This window comes from Flavobacterium bernardetii (assembly GCF_011305415.1).
Classification (GTDB): domain Bacteria; phylum Bacteroidota; class Bacteroidia; order Flavobacteriales; family Flavobacteriaceae; genus Flavobacterium; species Flavobacterium bernardetii.
Map to the genome: position 1 here is coordinate 139731 of NZ_JAANOQ010000002.1, position 24047 is coordinate 163777.

The window sequence follows — 24047 nt, forward strand, 5'->3', positions numbered from 1 at the left end:
TCAAATGTTATGCCCATCTCTTTGTTGTTAATATCTTAGTTGTTTTGTTGAAACATATAGGTTCTTTTTTTATAAATATATTGCATTGTTATGATGTGAAGTTTTAATGTTATAGACGTTATAATGTAGTTTTTAAAGCATTTACGGCATTAGTTTGCTAATTTCACCAGAATATATTAGTTGTTGATTTTGTGTTACAAGTTTTATAATATAACATGATTTTCGTTAGTAATAATTTTTATAGTCTGAAATGTTTTTTATCGAAAATATTTCATGAAGAGTATGATTTTAAATTGAATAATATTGAAAGCGATTAATCGTAAAAAGTCAATAATATTATTGTAGTATAATGTCTGAATTCGGTATCACGCCATTAAACTTCTGTTTTACAACTTGTTTTTAGTTTTGCTCAATTCTTTATTTCTCATGTGATTAGTAATGTTTTTAATCATTTAAATTTTGTAGAATGTTAATTCTTTAAACCTCTTTGTTAAATTGATTATGCTTACGTTACTTAGTTTTTTAAACTTTATGTCAATGCTTAAATTTAAAGTTTCAAACATTATTTTTTATAAAATACTTGTCTTAATAACTTGCTGTTTTTTTCTATCGCAGATTATCTTTTGACTTCTGTTTTATAGCTTTATAATTCTTTTTTTTGTTATTTAAACATGTCCTTTTTTAAGTGAATTTTATCCAAAAAAAAAGCAACCATAAAGGTTGCTTTTCTATTTTATAAGAAACTAATTATTCAACAATAATTTTCTTAACTTCTTTTTTATCACCATCTTGGATAGTAATAATGTAAATTCCAGCTTCAATATTATTTAACTTAATCTCTTCATTAAAGAAAGAGTTGTTTTCAAATGATTTAGTGTAAACTTGTCTACCTCTAATATCATGTGCAATAACATCAATCGGGTTGTTTGTGTTTGAGTTAAACTTAATAGTAAAGTTACCATTATTTGGATTTGGATATAAACTAAAGTTATCTAAACCTGTGAAGTTTTCATTTGCCAATACAGGAACTAATTCAGATTTACAAAGATTAAAAGTAGCTTTTTCAAATGTACCTACATTTCCATCAAGATTAATATCTGTGAAAAAGATATACCATGTACCAGTACCAGAATTTCCGTTATATCCATTAATCGCAGTAACAGATGCTGCAACAGGGGGAATAGTATTTGCTCCACTTGTTGAAGCTGCACAGTTTAAAACCGCTCCAGATGTATCAAAATTTAAGTTCATATTTGCAGTACCATCACAAGAACCATTAAAGAATTGAGTAACTCCAGTTGCTATGTGTGCAGGTCTTACGGCTACAAATACTGAACCAATATCGTTATGTGTAAGTTCAACTTTAATGTTTGTATCTGTCAAAGTAAAAATATCTGGAACAGCAATACCGTATCCAGTGAATTGTTGGTCATTTTCAGGAATAGCAATGCTTCCTAAATTAAGAACATAATCAGTACAAGCATTTTGAGTTTGGTAAACATAATCTCCAACAGCAAAAGCTTTTGTAGTAACATTAAAGAAAATATTAGCATTTGCTTTAACCATAAATCTACAGTAAGCTCCAGAAACTCCAGCAGGTAATGTCACAGTATGTGTACCGTCATTTGTAGTAGCAGTTGCTAGTGTATATGCCCAAGTTGCTCCATTATCATTAGAGAATAAAATATCAACATTTGCGCCACCAGCAATTGTACTGTTTCCAGCACTAGTCCATGTAACAGTTTGTGAAGAAGCTACTGGGTATACAATCCCTGTAGTGTTTTGAGAAGTAACATTTAATGGAGCAATATTAGCAACAGTTACGAGTACGTCATCAAAATTTGTTTGTCCGCCTGCAGCAACGTTATCTCTAACAGTTAATCTGAAATTTAACGCTCTTGCTACAGAAGGTAAAGCTTCAACAGTAATTTCTGCACCAGTTGTAGTTGTTGAACCAGCTAACACAGATGTCATGTTTGGGAAATATCTTGTAGGAGATGCTGTTGGGTCATAACTTCTAAATACCGGTCCAGCAGTTTTTGTTCCAACAGGAATACAATCTGTATCTCCTGGAAGAGTTCCGTCACCACAAAGTTCTGCATTTGTAGCTGCTTCGTCGTATTGTTCCCAACAGTAAGTTAATGCTCCTCCGCCAGTATCAGTAGCAGAACCAGTTAAAGCAAATGGTGTACTACGTGGAATTGTGTAGTTAGCACCAGCATTTACAACAGGAGTTCCGTGAGTTATAGCAACACTTGTCTGACAAGACTTTGATGCCATATTTGTTTGAATTTGTGAAATACTAATAGCATGGAAATAGTCATCAGAATTAGATTGAACATCTCTTGAAGTAATACCAGCATATGCCATAATAGTAGAACCAGAACCTGGCTCATAATTAGCTGGATTATTTTCTGTACTATGTGTAAATGTGTGGTTTCCACCAAATTGATGTCCTAATTCATGAGCTACATAATCGATATCGAATGTGTCACCTTGTGGGATAGCACTTGATGGAGAAGTGTATCCACTTCCTTTGTTTTTGTTGTCACCTGCAACATCATTTGTGCAAACACAACCAATACAACCAGCGTTTCCACCTCCACCATCGCCACCAAATAAGTGACCAACATCATAAGCAGCATTATTTGCAGCCAAAGTTGTTGCGGCTCCAGTAAGACTAGAACTTAGTGTGTTTTGTAATTGAATATTCCAACCTAGGTTATTATTTGTGTTATTTGGATCTGTACCAACTGCTGATGCAGAATAAGGATCTGTTGCAGGATTGTAATATGCTACATTTGAAGATTGGGCCACAATGTTCATTTGGATTGCAAAATCTTTTCTGTAAATACCATTAACTCTAGTCATAGTTGCATTGTAAGCAGCTAAAACTAAATTGAATTGAGCAGCACTAGTTGCTCCAAAGAAGTTTGCATATTCTGCTGTACATGACATTGCTAATCTAAACGTTAATAGCGTTGCAGTACTGTTTCTGTTAGTTTCAAATGTTTTAGAGATTTCAGAAGCCATAGCTTTGTCATCAGTAGAGCAAGTAAAAGGTAATTTTCCTTTTGATCTACCTGATTTATATACAGCATAAGTTGAACCATCTGCAGTATATTTTTCCATAAACTCATTTCTTTTGTCTGTTCTAAACACCATAGTTTGTATACCATTAGGATCTATACTTAAACAAATTTGAGAATAAGCATCTTCAATACCTTTTCCAACAAATGCTCTAATTTCTGGATATTGTGCTTGTAATTCTGCATCAAAGTTAGAAGCTTCAAACATTCTAAAATGTTCTATGCTCCCATCTGCATTAGGAAGTGCAATTACTACACCTTCACTTTTTTTAGATTCGTTACCAATAACACTAAACAAGGCTTGTTTAACGGTTGGTAAATCTAATTGAAACAATTTGTAGTCTTCAGGAAAAGTAGCTCTTTTTACAGCTTTGTGTAAAACCAAGTTTCCAGTTCCATCAACTTTTTTCCATGCTTTTTCTGTTTGACTAAATCCACATGTTACAGTGAAAATAGTGAAAAAACAATAAAGTAATGTCTTTTTCATTTTTAAGTAGGTTTAATTATTTAGAACAAAAATAAACTATTTTTTTCTAAAAACCTAAATATTAACATTTTAACTATTTCTCGTATATTCATCTAAAAAACTTACTTTTGCAAAAAAAAAAAAGAACTATTTTGAAAGTTTTTAATTCTATAACTGATTTTACCGCTACCAAAAAAACAATAGTTACTTTAGGTACTTTTGACGGGGTTCATATTGGACATAATGCTATTTTGGATAAAATTTGTAAAGTTGCTAATAGTGAGAGTTTAGAAAGTGTAATTCTTACTTTTTTTCCACATCCACGATTGATTGTGTCGAATAATTATGATATTAAATTATTAAATACAATTGAAGAAAAGTCTGCTTTATTAGAGAAAAAAGGCATTCAAAATTTTATAATTCATCCTTTTGATAAAACTTTTTCGGAATTATCACCAAGAGAATTTGTTACTCAAGTTTTAGTTGAAAAATTAAATATTCAGAAAATAATTATTGGTCATGATCATAAATTCGGAAAAGACAGAGCTGCGGATTTTAATGATTTAATCAACTTCGGAAAAGAATTTGGTTTCGAAGTAGAAGAAATTTCAGCGCAACAAATCAATGAAGTTTCTGTAAGTTCTACAAAAATTAGAAATTCGCTTTTAGATGGAAATGTAGCTTTAGCCAATGAATATTTAGGTTACTCCTATGTTTTAACTGGTATTGTGGTGAAAGGAAACCAATTAGGTAGAACTATTGGATTTCCTACAGCAAATATTGAAATTCCTGAAGACTATAAATTGATTCCTAAAAATGGGGTTTATATTGTAACCGCAAATGTGAATAATGACTCGAGCGATAGCGAACAGGCGAAGCAAACCGTTTTCGGAATGATGAATATTGGCGTGAAACCTACTTTAGGTGAAAATAAATTATCAATTGAAGTGCATTTACTAAATTTTGATAAAGATATTTACAACCAGAAAATTCAAGTCAATGTTTTAGAAAGTTTAAGAGACGAACAAAAATTTGAATCTTTCGATGCCTTAAAAACACAAATAGAATCAGACAAACAAAATACGATTCATTACTTTGAAAATTTAAAATGATAAAAAAGTGGCTCTCTTCTACCATTGATAATTCAGGATTAGTAATTTTTAGAATTTTGCTAGGATTATTAATAATGGCGGAAGGTTTTGGAGCTATTTTATTAGGTTGGGTAGAAGCGGTTTTCGTTAAAAGTAAATTCACTTTTAACTTTATTGGTTTCGATTTTCTGCAATTTTTACACGGCGAAAAAATGTATTCGTACTTTTTCGTTATGGGAATTTTAGGTTTACTTATCGCTTTAGGGTTGTTCTACAGATTTGCGATGATAGTTTTCACAATTATGTGGACAGCAGTTTATTTAATTCAAAAAGAATCGTACAACAATCACTATTACTTTTTAATTCTCATTTCCATCATTATGGTTTTTTTACCAGCCAATGGTAAATTAAGCATCGATGCGAAATTATTCCCCAAAATAAAACAAACCAAAATCCCAAGATGGATGCCATATTTGCTGATTTTTCAATTAGCAATTTTATATTTCTATGCAGCAATTGCTAAATTATATCCCGATTGGTTAGACGGAACTTTCTCTAAAATTCTTTTAAACGGAATTACTCAACGTCAATTTCTACTAGAAATTTTCAATCAGAAATGGTTTTTGCTTTTTTACGCTTACGCTGGAATTCTATTCGATTTATTAATTATGCCTGCTTTGTTATGGAAGAAAACCAGAAAATTAGCCATTATCGCTTCTTTCGGATTTCATCTTTTTAATGCGTATTCTTTGAAAATTGGAATTTTTCCTTTTTTAGCGTTGAGTTTTATCGTTTTGCTTTACGATTCGATTCCGCTGAAATTCTTAAAAAATGAACAAGAAATTTTAACTAATAAGAATTTCAATGCCAAATTATTTGTTGTCTTTTTTGTGCCGTTTTTTATCGTACAAATCATTTTGCCATTACGTCATCATTTCATAAAAGGCGATGTTTTATTTACCGAAGAAGGTCACAGACTAGCATGGAGAATGATGCTTCGAGAAAGAAAAGGAATTTTAAGTATAAAAATTGTTGATAAAAACACAGGAGTGATTCGCTATCATAATTTTGCTTCAGAATTAACACCAAAGCAAATCAAGATTTTAAGTAATTCACCTGATTTTATTTGGCAATATTGTCAGAAATTAAAAAAAGAAGCTAAAAAACCTATTTCAATTTTTGTAGAATGTTCCGTTTCTATAAACAGAAGACCTTACTATAAATTAATTGACGAAAAAACAGATATGGCAACTGCTAAATTTGATTATTTCGGACACAATGATTGGATCTTACTTCAAGATTTAAATTAATTTCTGTAAAACAAAAGTTAAAAACAAACTTGATTATCAGATAGATAAAAAATTATTTGTACTTTTATAAGTATCAAAAAATTATCTACTATGAAATCGCAAAACATTCTTGAGTTAAAAATGCGATTCTAAAATTCATTTAAAAACAATTAAAATCGTTATTTATGAAAAATCAAGTTGAAATTAAAAACGGAATCTTAATCTTTATTGGTATTGGTCTTTTCTTCTTACTAATGGACTTGTTTGGTTTAGCCAATAAAAATTATCTTAGAATTTTAAACGCTTTCATTGTGCTTTTCGGAATTTGGAAAACCATCAAAAACAACTATGCAAACGGAACAACCGAATATCTAGAAAATTTAGTTTCTGGCTTTAAAACAGGAATTATTGGAGTGGTTTTAGGAATCGTTGGGTTAATTGTTTTCGTTTACATTAAAGGTGGTGAGAGTTATTTGGCAACATTATCAGACACTTTCTTTTTTACTGGAAAAACTAACCTAATTAAGTATTCAGCAGTTTTGTTTTTTGAAGGAATTGCCTCGTCATTAATTGGTTCTTTTGTAATCATGCAATATTGGAAAGATGTTCCTGCAATATCAAAAACATAAAATCTTATCGCATAAGTTTTTTCTTCAAATGTAAATTAGTACTTTTGAGGCATTAATTTATGATTTTATGAGTGTTACTAAACATAACTGGACGAAAGAAGAAATAATTGACATCTACAACAAACCTTTAATGGAATTGTTATACGATGCAGCATCAATACATAGAGAACACCATGATCCAAATACGGTTCAGGTTTCTACACTTTTATCAATTAAAACTGGCGGATGCCCTGAAGATTGTGGATATTGTCCACAAGCGGCTCGTTATCATACTGATATTGAAGGAAACGATTTAATGTCGGTTTCTCAAGTAAAAGCACAAGCATTACGTGCCAAATCTTCTGGTTCATCTAGAGTTTGTATGGGTGCAGCGTGGAGAAATGTGAAAGACGGCGCTGAGTTTGATCAAGTTTTAGAAATGGTTCGTACCATTAATAAACTAGATATGGAGGTTTGTTGTACTTTAGGTATGATTACCGAAAATCAAGCACATCGTTTAGCAGAAGCGGGATTATATGCTTACAATCATAATTTAGATTCTTCTGAAGAATATTATAAAGAAGTTATTTCTACTCGTGGTTTTGAAGACCGTTTAGAAACTATCGAAAACGTTCGTAAAACTAACGTAACCGTTTGTAGTGGTGGAATTATCGGAATGGGAGAAAGTATTTCAGACAGAGCAGGAATGTTAGTCGCGCTTTCTACTTTAAATCCACAACCAGAATCGGTGCCAATTAACGCTTTAGTGGCTGTTGAAGGAACACCATTAGAAGATGAAAAACCTGTTGAAATTTGGGAAATGATTCGTATGGTAGCTACAACAAGAATTGTAATGCCAGAAACGCAAGTACGTTTATCAGCTGGAAGAACTAATATGAGTAGAGAAGGACAAGCCATGTGTTTCTTTGCTGGTGCGAATTCTATTTTTGCGGGTGATAAATTACTAACGACTCCAAATCCGGATGTTGATGAAGACATGAAAATGTTTGAAATGTTAGGATTAAATCCACAAAAACCATTCATCAAAAAAATGCAACCAGAAACGGTTGAAGCAGCAGATTCAAAATTTGAAGCCTTGGGCGAAAAACCAAAATGGACTAGACCAGATCATAAAATCGAAAGAAATTTAGAAGCTTCTGGTAAAAAATAATAAAAACTGATTTTGTCATTCTGAACTTGTTTCAGAATCTAAAGTTATATAAAACAAAATTCCCATATCGTCTGATATGGGAATTTTTTGTTTAAACGGGAAAAAAGAGTAACTATTTACTAACCACAATAAATGAAAAACACACAACTTGTTTGTCACTTTCCATCCAATTTATATGAATAGAAATTCTGTGTCAAATGATGTGTTTTCTAACACAATTTCTTCAATCACTTTTTCAATGTTATTGGTGTAGTTTACTGGTATGATTTTGTTGCTTAACGTCCACATTTCAATTAAATTGAAATCAAGTTTTTTTGAAGTTAAAACACCTATTTCTTTTAAAGCCAAAGCATTACATTCTTGCTCAATTTGTTTTTTGATAGGAATTACGAATAATTTCTTTTTTAAATACAATGCTTCTGAAGGTAATTCGAAACCAGCATTACATAAAACTCCTGGGCAATTCGCAAATGAATTTAAAAATTCGTTTTCATCTATTGGGAAAACCGTGCAATTATGAGCCGTATAAGAAGCTTTTGCGTGTTTAGAAAAAATCGTCCAATTCGCAGAAGTTCGTTTTAATTCTTTAATGATTTTAATATCAGAAAAAGAAGGTAAATACACTACATAATTTCCAGAAGTGGTAGTTTTTAAATTTCTAACTTTTTTTCGAATGACCGGATTAAAAATATTTTCATTATATTCTTCAAAATGAAATCCGTATTTTTTAGTAACGGGTGCATAATTTTTAAAAATCCACCAACTCAACCAATTTAACTTTTTAGGTTTTGGTGTTTCTTTAAAAAACAAAGAAGATTGATGTGATAATGAAACTATATTTCCACCTTTTAATTTACAAGCCCAAGCTGATATTGGTTCATAATCGTTAATAATCAAATCGTATTTGTAAACATAAAGTTGTAAAATTTGATAGATAAATTTCAAATAATTATTTTTGAAAAACGTTTTCAAAAAAGAAACATTTCCATTACTTCCATAAAATAAAGAAATGCCTTTAAAGTCATATTTCACTGGAAAGCCTAAGTTAATTTGAGATTGACTTCCGCTGGTTAAAATATCAACGTCTCCATAAATTCTCAAAATCGGAATGATTTCTTGCGCTCTGGCTAAATGACCATTTCCTGTTTTTTGTACGGCATATAAAATTCTCATAATTTTCTAATTAAATGCAACAACTTCTTTAATTAAATTTTCAATACTTTTCATTTCAATGTCGTTCATTTCATTTTCTAACTCGTCTTGAAAATCATTTTTATCATAGGTGTAAATCTTCCATTCTTTGTTGTTATACTCTAAAGCGGTAAGGTTTTCAATCCAATCGCCACTATTCAAATACATACAACTTCCTTTTTTATTTTCTACTTTTCTAATTTGTGGTTGATGAATGTGTCCGCAAATCACATAATCGAATTCATTTTCAATGGCCAATTCCGTAGCAGCATCTTCAAAATTTCCAATAAATTTTACGGCTTTCTTAACATTGTTTTTAATTTTTTTCGAAAACGAATATTTTTCTCTTCCTAATTGAGTTAAAAACCAATTCGATAAGACATTTAAACGAATTAAGAAATCGTAACCCCAACCACCCAACTTAGCAATCCACTTAGAATGTTGAACAGAAGCATCAAAAACATCACCATGAAAAAACCAGGCTTTTTTGCCGTCCAGATTCATTATTTTTTTATTCGTCAATTCAATATTTCCGAAATTCGTATCGGCAAATCGACGTAAAAACTCATCGTGATTTCCCAAAATGTAAACCACTTCGGTTCCTTTCGTAGCTAAATCGATAATTTTTTTAATGACTTTTAAATGAGGTTTCGGGAAGTAACTTTTTTTAAATTGCCAAATATCAATGAAATCACCATTGATAATTAGTGTTTTTGGAGCTACAGATTTTAAATAAGAAAGTAGTTCTTTCGCCTGACAACCATAAGTTCCCAAATGAGTATCTGAAATAACTACAACATCAACTATTCTTGCCATAATACGTTCTGTATTGTTTAAGCAAAGTAATGGCTTGTTTGTTAAGTGAATAACATCTGAAAATTAAATAATTGAAGTAAATTAAAACTCTTAATTAAATTTATGTTAATTAGGTGTTTAGTTTTTTTTGCCACGAATTTTCGAATCAACACTTGGTAATTTGTGTTGAAAATTTTAATTCGAATTATTAATCGACAATGTCGATTTTAATAAGTTTTCAGATTATTAAATTCGAGAATTCGTGGCTAAAAGAATGTTACAGGCAAATTTTATCATGCTTAAAGCATCTAAGTTGTTTTAAGAAATAGTGTTAAAAGTGACAGTTTTAATTTGCGAAATCTATCACTTTCAGCTTGGCTCTTTTTACTTTTTCCTTGGCTCTTTAAATTTACAGCGTTACAATTTGCAACGTTTCTCGGCTAATTTGTTTTACCAAAACCGTTTTGTCTTTTTCTACCACTTCGGCAGAAGCAGCATCAAAATGACGAATCGTATATAGCGAAACATTGTCGTTATAGGAAACTTTGAATTTTTTAGATAAGATGGTTTTTATTTCTTTGAATTTGTCAAATTTGTCTTCCACACAAACTGAAAAACTAATTGCCGAATTCTGAATTAAACTCACTTTGATTTTATATTTATGAAACAAAGCAAAAATTTCACTAATGTTTTCTTCCATGATAAAAGAGAAATCAATAGAAGAAAGTGAAATTAAAACCTGATTTTTCTTTACGATAAAACAAGAAGTTTTTGGTTCTAAATCGACACCTTTGCTAACTTTTGTTCCAGGTAAAGTTGGGTTAATAAACGATTTCACAAATAACGGAATTTCTTTTTTCTGTAAAGGTTGTAACGTTTTTGGGTGAATCACACTTGCGCCATAAAAAGCCAATTCAATTGCTTCTCTGTACGAAATTTGATTTAATAAAACCGCATTTTCAAAATATCTTGGATCGGCATTTAATACTCCAGGAACGTCTTTCCAAATGGTTACACTTTCTGCACCTAAACAATACGCGAAAATAGCAGCAGTATAGTCTGAACCTTCACGACCTAATGTAGTAGTAAAGTTATTTTCATCGGCACCAATAAATCCTTGAGTGACAAATAAAGATTTTTTTCTATTAATTTTCGAAATTAATTTTTGAGTATGTTCCCAATCTACATTCGTATCACGATAATTATTGTCCGTTTTAATATATTGACGTACATCTAACCATTGATTAGAAATTCCTGCAAAATTTAAATAATGACTTACAATTGTTGTTGAAACTAATTCACCAATGCTGATAATTTGGTCGTAAACAAAAGGATAATTTGGCGATTTGTTACTTCTAACAAAATATTCTAAATCGTCAAAATGAGCATTTACATCAAAAAATACTTCATGCTCTTCATCGTCAAATAAATCTAAAAGAATTTGATTGTGATATTTTCTAATATCTTGAAGGGAAGCATATAATTCGTTAGATTTATCAAAGTAATTTTTAATAACAATTTCTAAGGCGTTTGTGGTTTTACCCATTGCTGAAATTACTAATAAAACATCTTCATAACCTACAGTTTGTAAAACGTGTAAAACGTTTTTTACTCCAGCAGCATCTTTTACCGATGCGCCACCAAATTTAAATATTTTCATTCTTTTTTCATTGTGAGTTCCAAATCAATTCTTCACTCAATATTAATAGTTGTGTTTGTTATTTGTTAAAAAAGCTTCCATTCCGTTTTCGTCCATTTGAACTACTCGCCAATCATTTAAAACTTTTGCGCCACTTTTTTCATAAAATTCAATGGCTGGTGTATTCCAATCTAAAACATTCCATTCAATTCTACGAACATTGTCTTTTTTACCTTGTTTGATAATTTCAGAATATAACGCAAAACCAGCTCCAGTTCCTCGACTGTTTTCTTTCACAATTAAATCTTCTAAATGAATGGTTTTTCCCTTCCAAGTAGAAAATCGGTAATAATATAATGCTATACCAATAATTTGATTATCCACTTCAGCCACAAAAGTATGAAATAATGGATTTTCAGAAAAACCATCACGCACTAAATCTTCAGCTGTAATAACAACTGCATTTGGTTCTTTTTCAAAAATAGCCAATTCGGTAATTAAATCCAAAACGGCTGGCATGTCATTTGGAGTTCCTTTTCTGATGTGTAACATGGTAACAAAAAATAATATTAGTGATTTTATATATAAAAAAATGTTATAAAAACATGCAAATGTAATTAATCGATATTGTTTTTAAAAAATAACTTTAAAATATAACAAAAATTTATATTTTTTGATAAAAATTGTTTTTTTTGCCTTTTAGAATCTATTTTAAAAAAATCAAACACAATAAAATATTCATGTAAATTTACGTAAGTTTGCATTACAATTCAACTCAATCGATTTCGTAATGGAAGAAAGAAATAAAACCCTTGGTGAGTTCATCATCGAGAACCAAAAAGCACATCAATATTCATCTGGTGAATTATCTAAAATTATTAATTCTATTCGTTTGGCTGCGAAAGTAGTAAACTATAAAGTTAATAAAGCAGGTTTAGTAGATATTGTTGGAGCAGCTGGTGATCAAAATATCCAAGGTGAAGACCAACAAAAATTGGATGTTTATGCGAATGAAGTTTTTATTCAAACGTTAATAAACAGAGAAATTGTATGTGGAATTGCTTCTGAAGAAAACGACGATTTTATCACTGTTGAAGGTTTAGATAAAAGTCATAATAACAAATATGTCGTATTGATGGATCCGCTTGACGGTTCTTCAAACATTGATGTAAACGTTTCTGTTGGAACCATTTTTTCAGTATACAAAAGAGTTTCGCCACTTGGAACGCCAGTAACTTTAGAAGATTTCTTGCAACCAGGAACGGCTCAAGTTGCTGCGGGTTATGTAGTTTATGGAACATCAACAATGTTGGTGTATACAACAGGTCACGGTGTAAATGGATTTACGTTAAATCCAGCCATCGGAACGTTTTATTTATCGCACCCAAATATGAGATTTCCAGAAAGCGGAAATATTTATTCTGTAAATGAAGGAAATTACATTCAGTTTCCTCAAGGAGTAAAAGATTACATTAAATATTGTCAAGCTGAAGAAGAAGACAGACCTTATACGTCTCGTTATATTGGAAGTTTAGTATCCGATTTTCATAGAAATATGATTAAAGGTGGAATTTACATTTATCCAACAAGTTCTAAAGCGCCAAAAGGAAAATTACGTTTGTTATACGAATGTAATCCAATGGCATTTATCGCAGAACAAGCTGGTGGAAAATCATCAGACGGTTTCGGTAGAACTATGGAAATTGTCCCAACAGAATTACACCAACGTGTACCTTTTTTCTGCGGTGTAAAAAGCATGGTAGAAAAAGCCGAAGAATTTATGGAGCAAGCGAAATAAGTTATAATATCACAAAAGCGACAGAAATGTCGCTTTTTTATTTCCATAAAATTCTGTAAGTTTGAAATTCCTAAATCTATTGTTATGCAAGAATTTTTAATATACTTCAATATGGGATTAAAGCACGTGTTAGACATTGGTGCTTATGATCATATTTTGTTTCTCATCGCCTTAATGATTCCGTACGCTTTTAAAGATTGGCAACGTGTTTTATTATTGGTTTCCTTATTTACTATCGGACATACTTTAGCTTTATTTTTATCTGTATTCGGAATTGTGAAAATTCAGGTAAATGTGGTAGAGTTTTTAATTCCAATTACTATTCTCATAACCGCCATTTTTCATTTGTTCACCGCCGGAAAATCGGGTAAAAAAGAAAGCATCACTTTTGTAGCATTGGTAACGGTGTTTTTTGGATTAATTCACGGTTTAGGATTCTCTAATTATTTCAATACGATAATGGTTGGAACCAGAGCAGAAAAGCTAGTTCCGTTATTAGAATTCGCCCTAGGAATCGAAGCTGCTCAAATAATCGTGGTCATAATTGTTTTAATAATCGCCTATATTGTACAAACTGTTTTTAGATTTTCAAAAAGAGATTGGGCTTTAGTGATGTCGGCATTTGTAATTGGCGTAGTTTTGCCAATGATTATTCAAAGTGAAATTTTCGGGTAAAAGTTATTACACAGAGCTACACATGGATTACACAGAGTTCACAAAATTATTTTTAATTCAACATAATGTGTTCAAAAAGTATTTAAAATAAAAACTTTGCGAACCTTTGCGAAGAACTTTGCGTTTCTTTGCGGTAAAATTTAACATGAAAGAAAAGAAAAAATTAAAATACGATTTAGCCTATTTACGCATCGCAACAGAATGGGGAAAATTATCTTATTGCAAACGCAAACAAGTTGGCGCAATTATTGTTAGAGATAGGATGATTATTTCTGATGGATACAACGGAACACCAAGCGGATTTGAAAATTGTTGTGAAGACGAAGAAAATTTAACCAAATGGTATGTGCTTCATGCAGAGGCAAATGCGATTTTAAAAGTAGCGCGTTCCACACAATCTTGTGAAGGTGCAACGTTATATATCACACTTTCGCCATGTAAAGATTGTAGTAAATTAATTCATCAATCTGGGATTAAAAGAGTAGTGTATTTAGAAGAATATAAAGACACTTCTGGTGTCGATTTTTTAAGAAAAGCCGGTGTAGAAGCCGAACATTTGCAAGTAATAAATGAATAAACCGCAAAACAAATATTATATTTTTATTCCTGTAATTATCGCCTTGTCTTTTGCAGGTGGATTGCTATTAGGTAATAAAATTGATGTTTTAAAAAATGCGCGTATCGGTACAAAAACCGAAGGAAAAATAAAACTGAATAAACTAATTGATTTTATCGATAGCGAATATGTAGATGATGTAAATACCGATTCTATAGTAGATTTAACTGTTTCTGGTATTTTAGAAAATCTCGATCCGCATTCTACCTATATTCCAAAAGAACAATTGGCTTCTGTAGCAGAAAATATGGAAGGTAATTTTGTGGGAATTGGCGTGAATTTCTATATGTATAAAGATACGTTAACAGTTATAAAACCGATTCCAAACGGACCTTCAGCTAAAGCAGGAATAAAACCTGGCGACAGAATTTTGTTCGCCAACAACAAACAACTTTTCAAGAAAAAATACCAATCCGAAAATTTATTTCCTATTCTAAAAGGAGAAGTAGGTAGTCCTATTAATTTAACTATTTATAGAAAATCGGAAAATAAGAAATTTAAAGTCACCGTTACACGAGATTTAATTCCCGTGAAAAGTATTGATGTGGCGACAAAAATCAACGAAAAAACAGGATATATTAAAGTCAACCGATTTGCTGAAACCACTTATGATGAATTTCATAAAGCCTTAGTATCCTTAAAAAAACAAGGAATAAAAGAATTAATTGTCGATTTACGAGAAAATGGCGGAGGTTATTTAGAAATGGCGGTGGCTATGGCCGATGAGTTCTTAAAAGACAAACAACTTATCGTTAAAACAAAAAATAAAAAAGGAACAGAAGATTTGTCTTACGCAACCGAAAAAGGTGTTTTTGAAACCGGAAGATTATATGTTTTAATTGACGAAAACAGCGCTTCCGCTAGTGAAATTTTTGCTGGCGCGATTCAGGATAACGACAGAGGAACAATTGTCGGTCGTCGTTCTTTTGGAAAAGGTTTGGTACAACGCGAAATGAAAATGAATGACGGTTCTGCGGTGCGGTTAACCATTGCCAGATATTACACGCCTTCAGGAAGAAGCATTCAAAAACCTTATGAAGACAAAGGCGAAAAATACTTCAACGAATTTGAAAAACGTTTCTTAAGCGGTGAATTATACGAAGCCGATAGCATAAAAGTAGCCGATAGTTTAAAATTTAAAACGAAAAAAGGCAGAATTGTGTATGGCGGCGGCGGAATTATTCCAGATGTTTTCGTACCAATAGAAAAAAATCACAATAAAGAAGGTTTAGAATTATTGCTTCAATCCGAGATTATGAGTTATTATGCATTTGAAAAGTTAGATCAAAATAGAGGGTTTTTCAGTAAAATGAATAAGCAAGAACTTAAAAAGGAATTGTTTAAAAATGATAAATACTTCAATCAGTTTAAAGAATATGTGACTTCAAACGGTTTGCTTTTTAACTTATCGGACCAAAAAGAACAAGTGCTAACGTATTTGTTTGCCGAATTTTCTAAGCAATTGTTTAACGATACTTCTTATTATCAAATTGTACTTCCAAGAGACAAAATGATTACTAAAGTTTTAGACAAACAGAAATAATTTAAGAAAATTTTTACATACTTTGTCTTTTGCTTAACTTTTAGGCATTATTTAAGGTTTAATTTTGAATTTCTAAACTTAATGTATGAAAATTAAAATTACGCTATTTCTTTTCTGTTGTTTTCAAATTTGTTTTTCTCAAAATATAAAAGGAAATGTTCGAGCTACTAATTTACCAATCAGTAATGTTGAGGTAATAAATAGCAGTAAAAAAGAAGTTGTAACTACTAATTCCGAAGGAGTTTTCGAAATCAAAGCTGCAACAGGAAATTGGCTTATATTTTACCATAAAAATTACGATGTCGTAAAAATATATGTGGATTCGTTATTTGATTACTCTAAAAATTTAGAAATTAAATTGTCTGAAAAATCAACACAAATTGAAGAAGTAATTGTAGAAAAAAAACAGCCTTTTCTGAAAGGATTAAAAACAGGAATGCCTGTAATTCCATATAATAAACCAAGTGTTCAATTCAATGATGGTTCTATTCCAAACGGAATGGATTTTATAGCTATTGGTAAAATGATTGGAAGATTGTTTAAAAATAAAGATAAGATAAATGTAAAACCAAAAGAACCAGTTCAATTCAGAACTTTTACCGCTCAAAGTTATAGTGCAGATTTTTTAATCAATAGTTTGAAGTTGAAACCAGAAGATGTAGAAGGATTTCTGAATTTTTGTAGTTTCGATTCAAAATCAAAAGAAGCGGTTGAAAATTCAGATAAATTAGTTTTGTTACAATTTCTAATTGCAAAATCAGAAGAATACAAAAAAGTAAATCAAAAAGAATAATTTATTCTTTCACAGCATCATGAACCTGAACAGGTTTGTTATCATTCCATAAAGTTAAAATGTCGGCAGCTGCACTAGCGCCACTTCCAGCGGCAATAACTAACTGACTTCTGTGTCCGGCTAAAGTTCCAATTGCATAAATGCCTTCGGTTACCAAATGATCGTTATTTGCTAACTGAATTCTGTTTTTCTCTGGAGCTGCTTTTTTATGCGGAATAATGTAATTTTCCATACCTTCAATCATAAACGGATTTCCAGCGCCAATTCCAATCATAATTATTTTAGATTGATAACTGTTTTTGTTTGTAGTAATTATGAAATTTCCAGATTCTCCAGAAATAGTTAAGACTTTCTCGTTTTCAATTTGAGAAATATGTGGATAACTTTCAGATAAATGAGCTAAACTTTCCTCTAGCAATTCACTACCTAATTTTCCTGGAGCGATTCCGTAAGCGTTATTGAAAACAGCTTTCTGTAATGAGGAAGTTTTCTGATGTGCAATAAGTCCAATTTTTCTATCAGCCATAAAAGATTTCTCTTTTGCCGAACCAAAAAGTAAAGCTGCAGAAACGCCAGAAACGCCGCCACCAATGATTAAAACGTCAAACATATTACTTCGTTTGATCAACTACTTTTTTGGCAACCATAAAAAGGGTTACGATTAGTATTGCGCAAAAAGAAGCTACAATTCCAATGATAGCAATGGTGCTTTCTCCTTCAAAAGGTTTTTCGAAATTAATTTTTGTAGCATTAAAAACAATAGTAATTAATGATAATGCGATAATAATGTAGGTAAATATCTTCATTTTTCTTTTTTTTAGTTGCCTGAGGCACTCGAAGGCAACGATTTGTTTATTTTTAAACTTATATAAATAATCCTTTTACGTTTGCGGCAAATAATTTTATCGAAATGGCTAATAAAATTACACCAAAAACTTTTCTAATAATTCCTAAACCGTTTACGCCTAATAATTTTTCAATTTTTCCTGACGATTTTAAAACACCATACACTAAAATGACATTAATTAAAATGGCAATAATAATGTTTATTTTGTCATAAGCTGCACGCAATGATAATAATGTAGTCATGGTTCCAGCTCCAGCAATTAATGGGAAAGCAATCGGAACAATTGAAGCGGTTGTTGGATTGTCTTCTTTGTATAATCGCACGCCTAAAATCATTTCTAAGGCTAAGAAAAACAACACGAATGAACCAGCTACAGCAAACGAATTGGCGTCAATTCCAATTAGTTTCAAAATTTCTTCACCTACAAACAAAAAGGCAATCATAATAATTGCGGAAACAATTGTCGCTTTCTCTGATTGTATGTGTCCAATCTTGCTTCGTAAATCGACAATAATAGGAATACTTCCTAAAATATCAATTACAGCAAATAATATCATCGATATTGTAAAAACTTCTTTCCAGTCGATTCCCATAGTTGTGGTGTAAATATTTTTGCAAATATAGGTATATTGTTTAAAAATGCATTTGAATTTAACGCTTCATTATAAAACTTCTAATTTTTGGTTTCCTTTTTCTAACTTCAAATTACTATCTTTGTTGGCTAAATTAATAAGAATGTTTCAACTTCAAAAAACCATAGTTTCCGAAGAAATTTTAGAAAAAGACTTCGTATGTAACTTATCTGCTTGTAAAGGTGCATGTTGTGTAGATGGCGATGCTGGTGCACCATTAACTATAGAAGAAACGCAAATATTAACTGACATTTATCCGAAAGTAAAACCTTTTTTACGTAAAGAAGGTATTGCGGCTATTGAAGCGCAAGGTACTCACGTAATCGGTGCGGATGGCGAATTAGAAACCACATTAATTGATGGAAAAGATTGTGCCTATGTTATTTTTGATAAAAAAACAGCACTTTGCGGAATTGAACAAGCCTACAATCAAGGATTAGTAGATTGGAAAAAACCAGTTTCTTGTCATTTATATCCTGTTCGAGTAAAAGAATATTCAGATTTTTCAGCTGTAAATTATCACAAATGGCATATTTGTTCAGATGCTTGTGCTTTAGGTGCAGAATTACAAGTGCCAGTTTATAAATTTGTGAAAGAAGCCTTGGTGCGAAAGTTCGGAAATGAATGGTATGAAGAATTAGAAAAAGTCGCTCAAGATTTAAAAAAATAACCGCTAAAAAAACACCTCAAAAATCGTCTTAGCAAGTGTATTATCAGCTGGTTAAGATGATTTTTTTGTTTTGTTTATCGAAATTTAATTTATTGATAATTAAATAGTTATGAAAATAATTTTTAATTTTACAAAACTTTCGGATTGTTAAAAACTTAGTCGGATTGTGAATAAGTTTGACTTTCATAATTCAATTGATTTCTTCAAATTTGTAAAGTCAAAAATTTAGAGAAAGCATCTCGTTAAATATAAAAAAATCAATTACTTATGTCAAACGTTGAACCAATTTTACAAGAAAACAAAAACAGATTCGTGATTTTCCCAATCAAGCACCATGATATTTGGGAATTTTATAAATCAATGGAAGCTAGTTTTTGGACAGCGGAGGAAATTGATTTGTCTCAAGATTTAAACGATTGGAATAATAAATTGTCTGGTGATGAAAAATATTTCATTAAACATATTTTAGCTTTTTTCGCAGCTTCTGACGGAATTGTGAATGAAAATCTTGCGGAAAACTTCGTGAATGAAGTGCAATATGCAGAAGCGAAATTCTTTTATGGTTTCCAAATCATGATGGAAAATATCCATTCGGAAACCTATTCGCTTTTAATTGATACGTACGTGAAGGATGAAGCAGAAAAAACAGAATTATTCAATGCTTTAGAAGTTTTTCCTGCCATCAAGAAAAAAGCAGATTGGGCATTAAAATGGATAGAATCTGATTCTTTCGCAGAACGTTTAATTGCTTTTGCTGCGGTGGAAGGAATTTTCTTCTCAGGAGCTTTCTGTTCAATTTATTGGTTGAAAAAACGTGGATTAATGCCAGGTTTAACGTTTTCAAACGAACTAATTTCTCGTGACGAAGGTGTTCACTGTGATTTCGCGGTGCATTTACATAATCACCATTTAGTAAACAAAGTATCAAAAACAAGAATTAGAGAAATTATTGTGGATGCTTTAAATATCGAAAGAGAATTTATTACAGAAAGTTTACCTGTTTCTTTAATTGGAATGAATGCTGGATTAATGACACAATATTTAGAATTCGTAGCGGATAGATTATTAGTAGAATTAGGTTGCGAAAGAGAATACAATACCACAAATCCATTTGATTTCATGGACATGATTTCTTTACAAGGAAAAACAAATTTCTTTGAGAAAAAAGTTGCCGAATATCAAAAAGCGGGTGTGATGAATACTGATTCTGACGCACAAAAAATTACGTTTGACGCTGATTTTTAATCTGAACTTGTTTCAGAATCTTAAATAAATAATACAGAATTCCCCAAATCCTGATATTAAACTTTACCTAAAATGTATGTCTTTTGTTGTTTTTAATAAAAGGCAAGCCTTAATTACTGGCCAAAAATAATTAATACAAATAACCCGAAGCAGTAAAGGGATTTGCTGTTTCACAAAACAAAAACTATGTACGTAATAAAAAGAGATGGCCATAAAGAGCCAGTAAGTTTTGACAAAATCACAGACAGAATCAAGAAACTGTGTTATGGTTTAAACGATTTAGTAGATGCTGTAAAAGTAGCTATGAGAGTTATTGAAGGATTATACGATGGTGTAACCACTTCAGAATTAGATAACTTGGCAGCAGAAACAGCAGCTTCAATGACCATTGCTCACCCAGATTACGCACAACTAGCAGCTCGTATTGCCATTTCTAATTTACATAAAAACACCAACAAATCTTTCTCGGAAACGATGAACGAAATGTTTCATTATGTAAATCCAAGAACCAATCAAGCAGCGCCTCTTTTATCAGAAGAAGTACATCAAGTAATTCAAGAAAATGCAGAATTTTTAAATTCTCATATCATATATAACAGAGATTTTAACTACGATTATTTCGGATTTAAAACTCTAGAGCGTTCGTATTTATTAAAAATTAATGGTAAAATTGTAGAGCGTCCACAACACATGTTAATGCGTGTTTCTGTTGGAATTCACTTAAACGATTTGCCAGCTGTGTTGGAAACTTACGACTTAATGTCGAAAAAATTCTTCACACACGCTACACCAACTTTATTCAACGCTGGAACACCAAAACCTCAAATGTCATCTTGTTTCCTTTTGGCAATGCAAGACGATAGTATTGACGGAATTTACGACACGTTAAAACAAACGGCAAAAATTTCTCAATCAGCTGGTGGAATTGGATTGTCTATTCACAATGTTCGTGCAACAGGTTCATACATTCGTGGTACAAACGGAACTTCTAATGGAATTGTTCCAATGTTACGTGTGTTCAATGACACGGCTCGTTATGTAGATCAAGGTGGTGGAAAACGTAAAGGTAGTTTTGCGATTTACATCGAAACTTGGCATGCTGATATTTTCGATTTCTTAGATTTGAAAAAGAATACAGGTAAAGAAGAAATGCGTGCGCGTGATTTATTTTTCGCGATGTGGACGTCAGATTTATTCATGAAACGTGTACAAGAAGACGGAGTTTGGACGTTAATGTGTCCAAATGAATGTCCAGGTTTATACGATGTATATGGAGAAGAATTCGAAGCGTTGTATACTTCATACGAAGCTGCTGGAAAAGGTAGAAAAACCATCAAAGCGCATGAATTATGGGAAAAAATTCTAGAATCGCAAATTGAAACTGGAACGCCTTACATGTTGTACAAAGATGCAGCTAACAGAAAATCAAATCAGAAAAATTTAGGTACGATTCGTTCTTCGAATTTATGTACGGAGATTATGGAATATACTTCGAAAGATGAAATTGCAGTTTGTAACTTAGCCTCTCTTTCGTTACCAATGTTCGTAGAAAACGGAACATTTAATCACGAGTTATTTTACACGGTTACAAAACGTGTAACTAAAAACTTAAATAAAGTAATTGATAGAAATTATTATCCTGTAATTGAAGGAGAAAATTCTAACAAACGTCACCGTCCAATAGGATTAGGTGTACAAGGTTTAGCAGATGCTTTTATCATGTTAAGAATGCCTTTTACAAGTGACGAAGCGAAAAAATTAAACCAAGAAATCTTCGAAACGATGTACTTTGCAGCTGTTACGGCTTCAATGGAAATGGCTAAAGAAGAAGGACCATATTCAACTTTTAAGGGTTCACCAATTTCTCAAGGAGAATTCCAATACAACCTTTGGGGCTTACAAGATTCAGATTTATCTGGTCGTTGGGATTGGACCAATTTAAGAAAAGAAGTAATGGAATTTGGAGTGCGTAACTCTTTATTAGTAGCGCCAATGCCAACAGCTTCAACTTCTCAAATTTTAGGAAACAACGAAGCGTTCGAACCATATACTTCAAACATTTATACTCGTAGAGTTTTATCTGGTGAATTTATCGTGGTAAACAAACATTTACTAGAAGATTTAGTAAAATTAGGCTTGTGGACAGAAGATTTAAAACAAGAATTAATGCGTGAAAACGGATCAGTTCAAAACTTAAATATTCCTCAAGACTTAAAAGAATTATACAAAACGGTTTGGGAAATGTCTATGAAAGATATTATTGATATGTCACGTCACCGTGGGTATTTCGTAGATCAATCGCAGTCGTTAAACTTGTTCATGCAAAATGCAAACTATGCAAAATTAACATCAATGCACTTCTACGCTTGGCAATCTGGTTTAAAAACGGGAATGTATTATTTACGTACAAAAGCAGCTGTTGATGCGATTAAGTTTACGTTAAATAACGACAAAAAAGCAGAACCAATCGTATCAACTCAACCAAAAGAGCAATTAGAAGTAGTACAAGCCGTAGAACCAGTTTCAACTGCCGCTATGAGTGCTGAAGAATACAGAGCGATGATTGAATTAGCTAAAAATGCTGGTCCAGACGATTGCGAAATGTGTGGTTCTTAATTTTGAATTTAATAAATATGAATGAAATTATAAAATTAGAATCTGAGTTTAGAAGAATCGAAAATATTTATCTCGAAAAGCGAAAAGCAATAAGTGCAGATGAGTCAAATCATTTTACAATTACTTTGAGTTACTCAGAATTATCAAAAAAATTCATTGAAAATGAAACAAAAGGTATTGTTGATTTTGCAAATAATTTAATAAATAATGCTAACGATGAGAATGTTGAAAAAGAAATAAATTCTAAAACTGAATTATTTTTGACTGAATTTGCATTAAGCCTTATCTATTCATAAATAAACAAAAACAGTCATTATTTTTAATGGCTGTTTTTTTATGAAGCTAATCCTGCTATTCGCTATATTCCCGATGAAAAATCGGGAGATGCCGCTACACCCGAGCTTTGCGAACTGACGAAGTAATCAGGGCTATTAATTTGTCATTTAATTAGAAATTTTTGTAATTTTACCATTCAAATACTTTAGATTATGAATATTACAATCGAAAAACAAAATTTACTTCAGTGGATTCAAGGTCTTACTGACGAGAAAATAATTGAAAGAATTTTGAGTATTAAACAAAACAATGAAGTTTCTACTTATGAAAATCAATTAATTCAAAAAGGATTAGATGATATTTCAAGCGGAAACGTGAGTTCTCACGAAGATGTAAAAAAACGTTTTGAAGCAAAATTTGCAAAAAAATGAATGTAATTTGGACAAAAACTTCCGAGTTAACTTTAGATGAAATTATTAATTATATTGAAAATAAATTTGGAATATTAGTTTCTGAAAAATTTTATTCTGATGTTATTTCAACAGTGGAGGACATAAAAAACAATCCTGAATTATTTCCAATTTATCAAAGTCAAACAGCAACAAGAAAAGCGGTTATTAATAAAAAGACAATTTTATATTACCAAATTCAAGATACAAATATCAATTTATTAGCATTTTATGATGTTAGAAAAGGCGTTCATAAATTGTAATAAAAGTTATACCTTTGTAAAAAATAAAATCATGGCAAAAGAAAAAGGAGTTTATACAGGAATAATTGAACAAGACGCTGACGGAAATTTTTTCTGCGGTCCATATATGTTAGATTACAAATTAGTCGTTTCAAAATTTAAATTGGGAGATGAAGTAAATTTGAAAACAGTTATTGAAAATCCTAGCGATAAAAGTTATGAAAAATATCCGAAAAAATCGAGTTTATTTTTCTTATCTAATTTAAAAGAGTAAATTTTAAAGCCTTCCTTTCGAAGGCTTTTTTT

24 protein-coding genes are annotated in these 24047 nt (G+C 31.3%); 16 read left to right on the top strand and 8 right to left on the bottom strand.

What is annotated here, in order from left to right:
* Nucleotides 1–747 precede the first annotated feature (747 nt).
* Nucleotides 748–3576, bottom strand: coding sequence for a zinc-dependent metalloprotease (locus G6N05_RS05535; RefSeq protein WP_166125587.1), 2829 nt, complete (start codon nucleotides 3574–3576; stop codon nucleotides 748–750).
* A 107-nt stretch (nucleotides 3577–3683) separates the two neighbouring features.
* On the opposite strand from G6N05_RS05535, the gene G6N05_RS05540 reads away from it, so the two are divergent.
* From G6N05_RS05540 to bioB, 4 genes are all read left to right on the top strand, one after another.
* Nucleotides 3684–4667: a bifunctional riboflavin kinase/FAD synthetase gene (locus G6N05_RS05540; RefSeq protein WP_317167475.1), complete on the top strand. Its 984-nt coding sequence runs from the start codon at nucleotides 3684–3686 to the stop codon at nucleotides 4665–4667.
* Nucleotides 4664–5956 (top strand): HTTM domain-containing protein, encoded by a 1293-nt coding sequence (locus G6N05_RS05545; RefSeq protein WP_166125588.1) that lies wholly within the window; start codon nucleotides 4664–4666, stop codon nucleotides 5954–5956. Before G6N05_RS05540 ends, G6N05_RS05545 begins: the two co-directional genes overlap by 4 nt.
* Nucleotides 5957–6120: 164 nt before the next feature.
* Nucleotides 6121–6564 carry a hypothetical protein gene (locus G6N05_RS05550; protein WP_166125589.1) on the top strand — a complete coding sequence of 148 codons (444 nt, stop codon included), beginning with the start codon at nucleotides 6121–6123 and terminating at the stop codon, nucleotides 6562–6564.
* Nucleotides 6565–6631: 67 nt separating this feature from the next.
* Nucleotides 6632–7714, top strand: a complete 1083-nt coding sequence (bioB, locus tag G6N05_RS05555; RefSeq protein ID WP_166125590.1) for a biotin synthase BioB — start codon at nucleotides 6632–6634, stop codon at nucleotides 7712–7714.
* 171 nt (nucleotides 7715–7885) lie between these two features.
* On the opposite strand, the gene G6N05_RS05560 is transcribed toward bioB, so the two are convergent.
* From G6N05_RS05560 to G6N05_RS05575, 4 genes are all read right to left on the bottom strand, one after another.
* Complete coding sequence (locus tag G6N05_RS05560) at nucleotides 7886–8887, bottom strand: glycosyltransferase family protein (protein WP_166125591.1); 1002 nt, start codon at nucleotides 8885–8887, stop codon at nucleotides 7886–7888.
* A 6-nt stretch (nucleotides 8888–8893) separates the two neighbouring features.
* Nucleotides 8894–9721 (bottom strand): UDP-2,3-diacylglucosamine diphosphatase, encoded by an 828-nt coding sequence (locus G6N05_RS05565; protein WP_166125592.1) that lies wholly within the window; start codon nucleotides 9719–9721, stop codon nucleotides 8894–8896.
* 388 nt (nucleotides 9722–10109) lie between these two features.
* A complete protein-coding gene (locus G6N05_RS05570) occupies nucleotides 10110–11360 on the bottom strand; it encodes an aspartate kinase (protein WP_166125593.1) in 1251 nt (416 codons plus the stop codon).
* Between the two features lie 42 nt (nucleotides 11361–11402).
* The gene (locus G6N05_RS05575) at nucleotides 11403–11891 is read right to left on the bottom strand and encodes a GNAT family N-acetyltransferase (protein ID WP_166125594.1); all 489 of its coding nucleotides are present in this window, start codon (nucleotides 11889–11891) and stop codon (nucleotides 11403–11405) included.
* 238 nt (nucleotides 11892–12129) lie between these two features.
* On the opposite strand from G6N05_RS05575, the gene fbp reads away from it, so the two are divergent.
* The 5 genes from fbp (at nucleotide 12130) to G6N05_RS05600 (ending at nucleotide 16764) form a co-directional block, all read left to right on the top strand.
* Nucleotides 12130–13137, top strand: a complete 1008-nt coding sequence (fbp, locus tag G6N05_RS05580) for a class 1 fructose-bisphosphatase (protein ID WP_166125595.1) — start codon at nucleotides 12130–12132, stop codon at nucleotides 13135–13137.
* Between the two features lie 84 nt (nucleotides 13138–13221).
* Nucleotides 13222–13812, top strand: a complete 591-nt coding sequence (locus tag G6N05_RS05585; RefSeq protein WP_166125596.1) for a HupE/UreJ family protein — start codon at nucleotides 13222–13224, stop codon at nucleotides 13810–13812.
* A 145-nt stretch (nucleotides 13813–13957) separates the two neighbouring features.
* Entirely contained in the window at nucleotides 13958–14389 is a 432-nt protein-coding gene (locus tag G6N05_RS05590) for a deoxycytidylate deaminase (RefSeq protein ID WP_166125597.1), read from the top strand.
* Complete coding sequence (locus tag G6N05_RS05595) at nucleotides 14382–15971, top strand: S41 family peptidase (RefSeq protein ID WP_166125598.1); 1590 nt, start codon at nucleotides 14382–14384, stop codon at nucleotides 15969–15971. Before G6N05_RS05590 ends, G6N05_RS05595 begins: the two co-directional genes overlap by 8 nt.
* 85 nt (nucleotides 15972–16056) lie before the next feature.
* Nucleotides 16057–16764 carry a carboxypeptidase-like regulatory domain-containing protein gene (locus G6N05_RS05600; protein ID WP_166125599.1) on the top strand — a complete coding sequence of 236 codons (708 nt, stop codon included), beginning with the start codon at nucleotides 16057–16059 and terminating at the stop codon, nucleotides 16762–16764.
* Between the two features lies 1 nt (nucleotide 16765).
* On the opposite strand, the gene G6N05_RS05605 is transcribed toward G6N05_RS05600, so the two are convergent.
* The 3 genes from G6N05_RS05605 to G6N05_RS05615 are packed head-to-tail and all read right to left on the bottom strand — an operon-like array spanning nucleotide 16766 to nucleotide 18204.
* A complete protein-coding gene (locus G6N05_RS05605) occupies nucleotides 16766–17374 on the bottom strand; it encodes an FAD-dependent oxidoreductase (RefSeq protein ID WP_166125600.1) in 609 nt (202 codons plus the stop codon).
* Nucleotide 17375: 1 nt separating this feature from the next.
* The gene (locus G6N05_RS05610; RefSeq protein ID WP_166125601.1) at nucleotides 17376–17570 is read right to left on the bottom strand and encodes a hypothetical protein; all 195 of its coding nucleotides are present in this window, start codon (nucleotides 17568–17570) and stop codon (nucleotides 17376–17378) included.
* 58 nt (nucleotides 17571–17628) lie between these two features.
* Nucleotides 17629–18204, bottom strand: a complete 576-nt coding sequence (locus G6N05_RS05615) for a MarC family protein (RefSeq protein ID WP_166125602.1) — start codon at nucleotides 18202–18204, stop codon at nucleotides 17629–17631.
* Between the two features lie 142 nt (nucleotides 18205–18346).
* On the opposite strand from G6N05_RS05615, the gene G6N05_RS05620 reads away from it, so the two are divergent.
* The 7 genes from G6N05_RS05620 to G6N05_RS05650 all read left to right on the top strand — a co-directional run bounded on the left by G6N05_RS05620 (nucleotide 18347) and on the right by G6N05_RS05650 (nucleotide 24015).
* Nucleotides 18347–18913, top strand: a complete 567-nt coding sequence (locus G6N05_RS05620) for a DUF3109 family protein (RefSeq protein WP_166126015.1) — start codon at nucleotides 18347–18349, stop codon at nucleotides 18911–18913.
* 267 nt (nucleotides 18914–19180) lie between these two features.
* Entirely contained in the window at nucleotides 19181–20158 is a 978-nt protein-coding gene (locus G6N05_RS05625; RefSeq protein WP_166125603.1) for a ribonucleotide-diphosphate reductase subunit beta, read from the top strand.
* A gap of 186 nt (nucleotides 20159–20344) precedes the next feature.
* The gene (locus G6N05_RS05630) at nucleotides 20345–22774 is read left to right on the top strand and encodes a ribonucleoside-diphosphate reductase subunit alpha (RefSeq protein ID WP_166125604.1); all 2430 of its coding nucleotides are present in this window, start codon (nucleotides 20345–20347) and stop codon (nucleotides 22772–22774) included.
* Nucleotides 22775–22791: 17 nt separating this feature from the next.
* Nucleotides 22792–23070: a hypothetical protein gene (locus G6N05_RS05635; RefSeq protein WP_166125605.1), complete on the top strand. Its 279-nt coding sequence runs from the start codon at nucleotides 22792–22794 to the stop codon at nucleotides 23068–23070.
* Between the two features lie 192 nt (nucleotides 23071–23262).
* Nucleotides 23263–23481, top strand: coding sequence for a hypothetical protein (locus G6N05_RS05640; protein WP_166125606.1), 219 nt, complete (start codon nucleotides 23263–23265; stop codon nucleotides 23479–23481).
* Nucleotides 23478–23762 (top strand): type II toxin-antitoxin system RelE/ParE family toxin, encoded by a 285-nt coding sequence (locus tag G6N05_RS05645; RefSeq protein WP_166125607.1) that lies wholly within the window; start codon nucleotides 23478–23480, stop codon nucleotides 23760–23762. The genes G6N05_RS05640 and G6N05_RS05645 overlap by 4 nt, the downstream gene beginning before the upstream one ends.
* Before the next feature lie 31 nt (nucleotides 23763–23793).
* Complete coding sequence (locus G6N05_RS05650) at nucleotides 23794–24015, top strand: hypothetical protein (protein WP_166125608.1); 222 nt, start codon at nucleotides 23794–23796, stop codon at nucleotides 24013–24015.
* Nucleotides 24016–24047 lie beyond the last annotated feature (32 nt).

Bases quoted from the DNA above. Each gene is read 5' to 3' on its own strand.
- G6N05_RS05565 (WP_166125592.1), bottom strand. From the start codon at position 9,721: ATGGCAAGAATAGTTGATGTTGTAGTTATTTCAGATACTCATTTGGGA.
- G6N05_RS05640 (WP_166125606.1), top strand. From the start codon at position 23,263: ATGAATATTACAATCGAAAAACAAAATTTACTTCAGTGGATTCAAGGT.
- G6N05_RS05570 (WP_166125593.1), bottom strand. From the start codon at position 11,360: ATGAAAATATTTAAATTTGGTGGCGCATCGGTAAAAGATGCTGCTGGA.
- G6N05_RS05635 (WP_166125605.1), top strand. From the start codon at position 22,792: ATGAATGAAATTATAAAATTAGAATCTGAGTTTAGAAGAATCGAAAAT.
- G6N05_RS05550 (WP_166125589.1), top strand. From the start codon at position 6,121: ATGAAAAATCAAGTTGAAATTAAAAACGGAATCTTAATCTTTATTGGT.
- G6N05_RS05620 (WP_166126015.1), top strand. From the start codon at position 18,347: ATGTTTCAACTTCAAAAAACCATAGTTTCCGAAGAAATTTTAGAAAAA.
- G6N05_RS05545 (WP_166125588.1), top strand. From the start codon at position 4,664: ATGATAAAAAAGTGGCTCTCTTCTACCATTGATAATTCAGGATTAGTA.
- G6N05_RS05650 (WP_166125608.1), top strand. From the start codon at position 23,794: ATGGCAAAAGAAAAAGGAGTTTATACAGGAATAATTGAACAAGACGCT.
- G6N05_RS05595 (WP_166125598.1), top strand. From the start codon at position 14,382: ATGAATAAACCGCAAAACAAATATTATATTTTTATTCCTGTAATTATC.
- G6N05_RS05590 (WP_166125597.1), top strand. From the start codon at position 13,958: ATGAAAGAAAAGAAAAAATTAAAATACGATTTAGCCTATTTACGCATC.
- G6N05_RS05560 (WP_166125591.1), bottom strand. From the start codon at position 8,887: ATGAGAATTTTATATGCCGTACAAAAAACAGGAAATGGTCATTTAGCC.
- bioB (WP_166125590.1), top strand. From the start codon at position 6,632: ATGAGTGTTACTAAACATAACTGGACGAAAGAAGAAATAATTGACATC.
- G6N05_RS05600 (WP_166125599.1), top strand. From the start codon at position 16,057: ATGAAAATTAAAATTACGCTATTTCTTTTCTGTTGTTTTCAAATTTGT.
- G6N05_RS05610 (WP_166125601.1), bottom strand. From the start codon at position 17,570: ATGAAGATATTTACCTACATTATTATCGCATTATCATTAATTACTATT.
- G6N05_RS05615 (WP_166125602.1), bottom strand. From the start codon at position 18,204: ATGGGAATCGACTGGAAAGAAGTTTTTACAATATCGATGATATTATTT.
- fbp (WP_166125595.1), top strand. From the start codon at position 12,130: ATGGAAGAAAGAAATAAAACCCTTGGTGAGTTCATCATCGAGAACCAA.
- G6N05_RS05630 (WP_166125604.1), top strand. From the start codon at position 20,345: ATGTACGTAATAAAAAGAGATGGCCATAAAGAGCCAGTAAGTTTTGAC.
- G6N05_RS05585 (WP_166125596.1), top strand. From the start codon at position 13,222: ATGCAAGAATTTTTAATATACTTCAATATGGGATTAAAGCACGTGTTA.
- G6N05_RS05535 (WP_166125587.1), bottom strand. From the start codon at position 3,576: ATGAAAAAGACATTACTTTATTGTTTTTTCACTATTTTCACTGTAACA.
- G6N05_RS05645 (WP_166125607.1), top strand. From the start codon at position 23,478: ATGAATGTAATTTGGACAAAAACTTCCGAGTTAACTTTAGATGAAATT.
- G6N05_RS05625 (WP_166125603.1), top strand. From the start codon at position 19,181: ATGTCAAACGTTGAACCAATTTTACAAGAAAACAAAAACAGATTCGTG.
- G6N05_RS05575 (WP_166125594.1), bottom strand. From the start codon at position 11,891: ATGTTACACATCAGAAAAGGAACTCCAAATGACATGCCAGCCGTTTTG.
- G6N05_RS05605 (WP_166125600.1), bottom strand. From the start codon at position 17,374: ATGTTTGACGTTTTAATCATTGGTGGCGGCGTTTCTGGCGTTTCTGCA.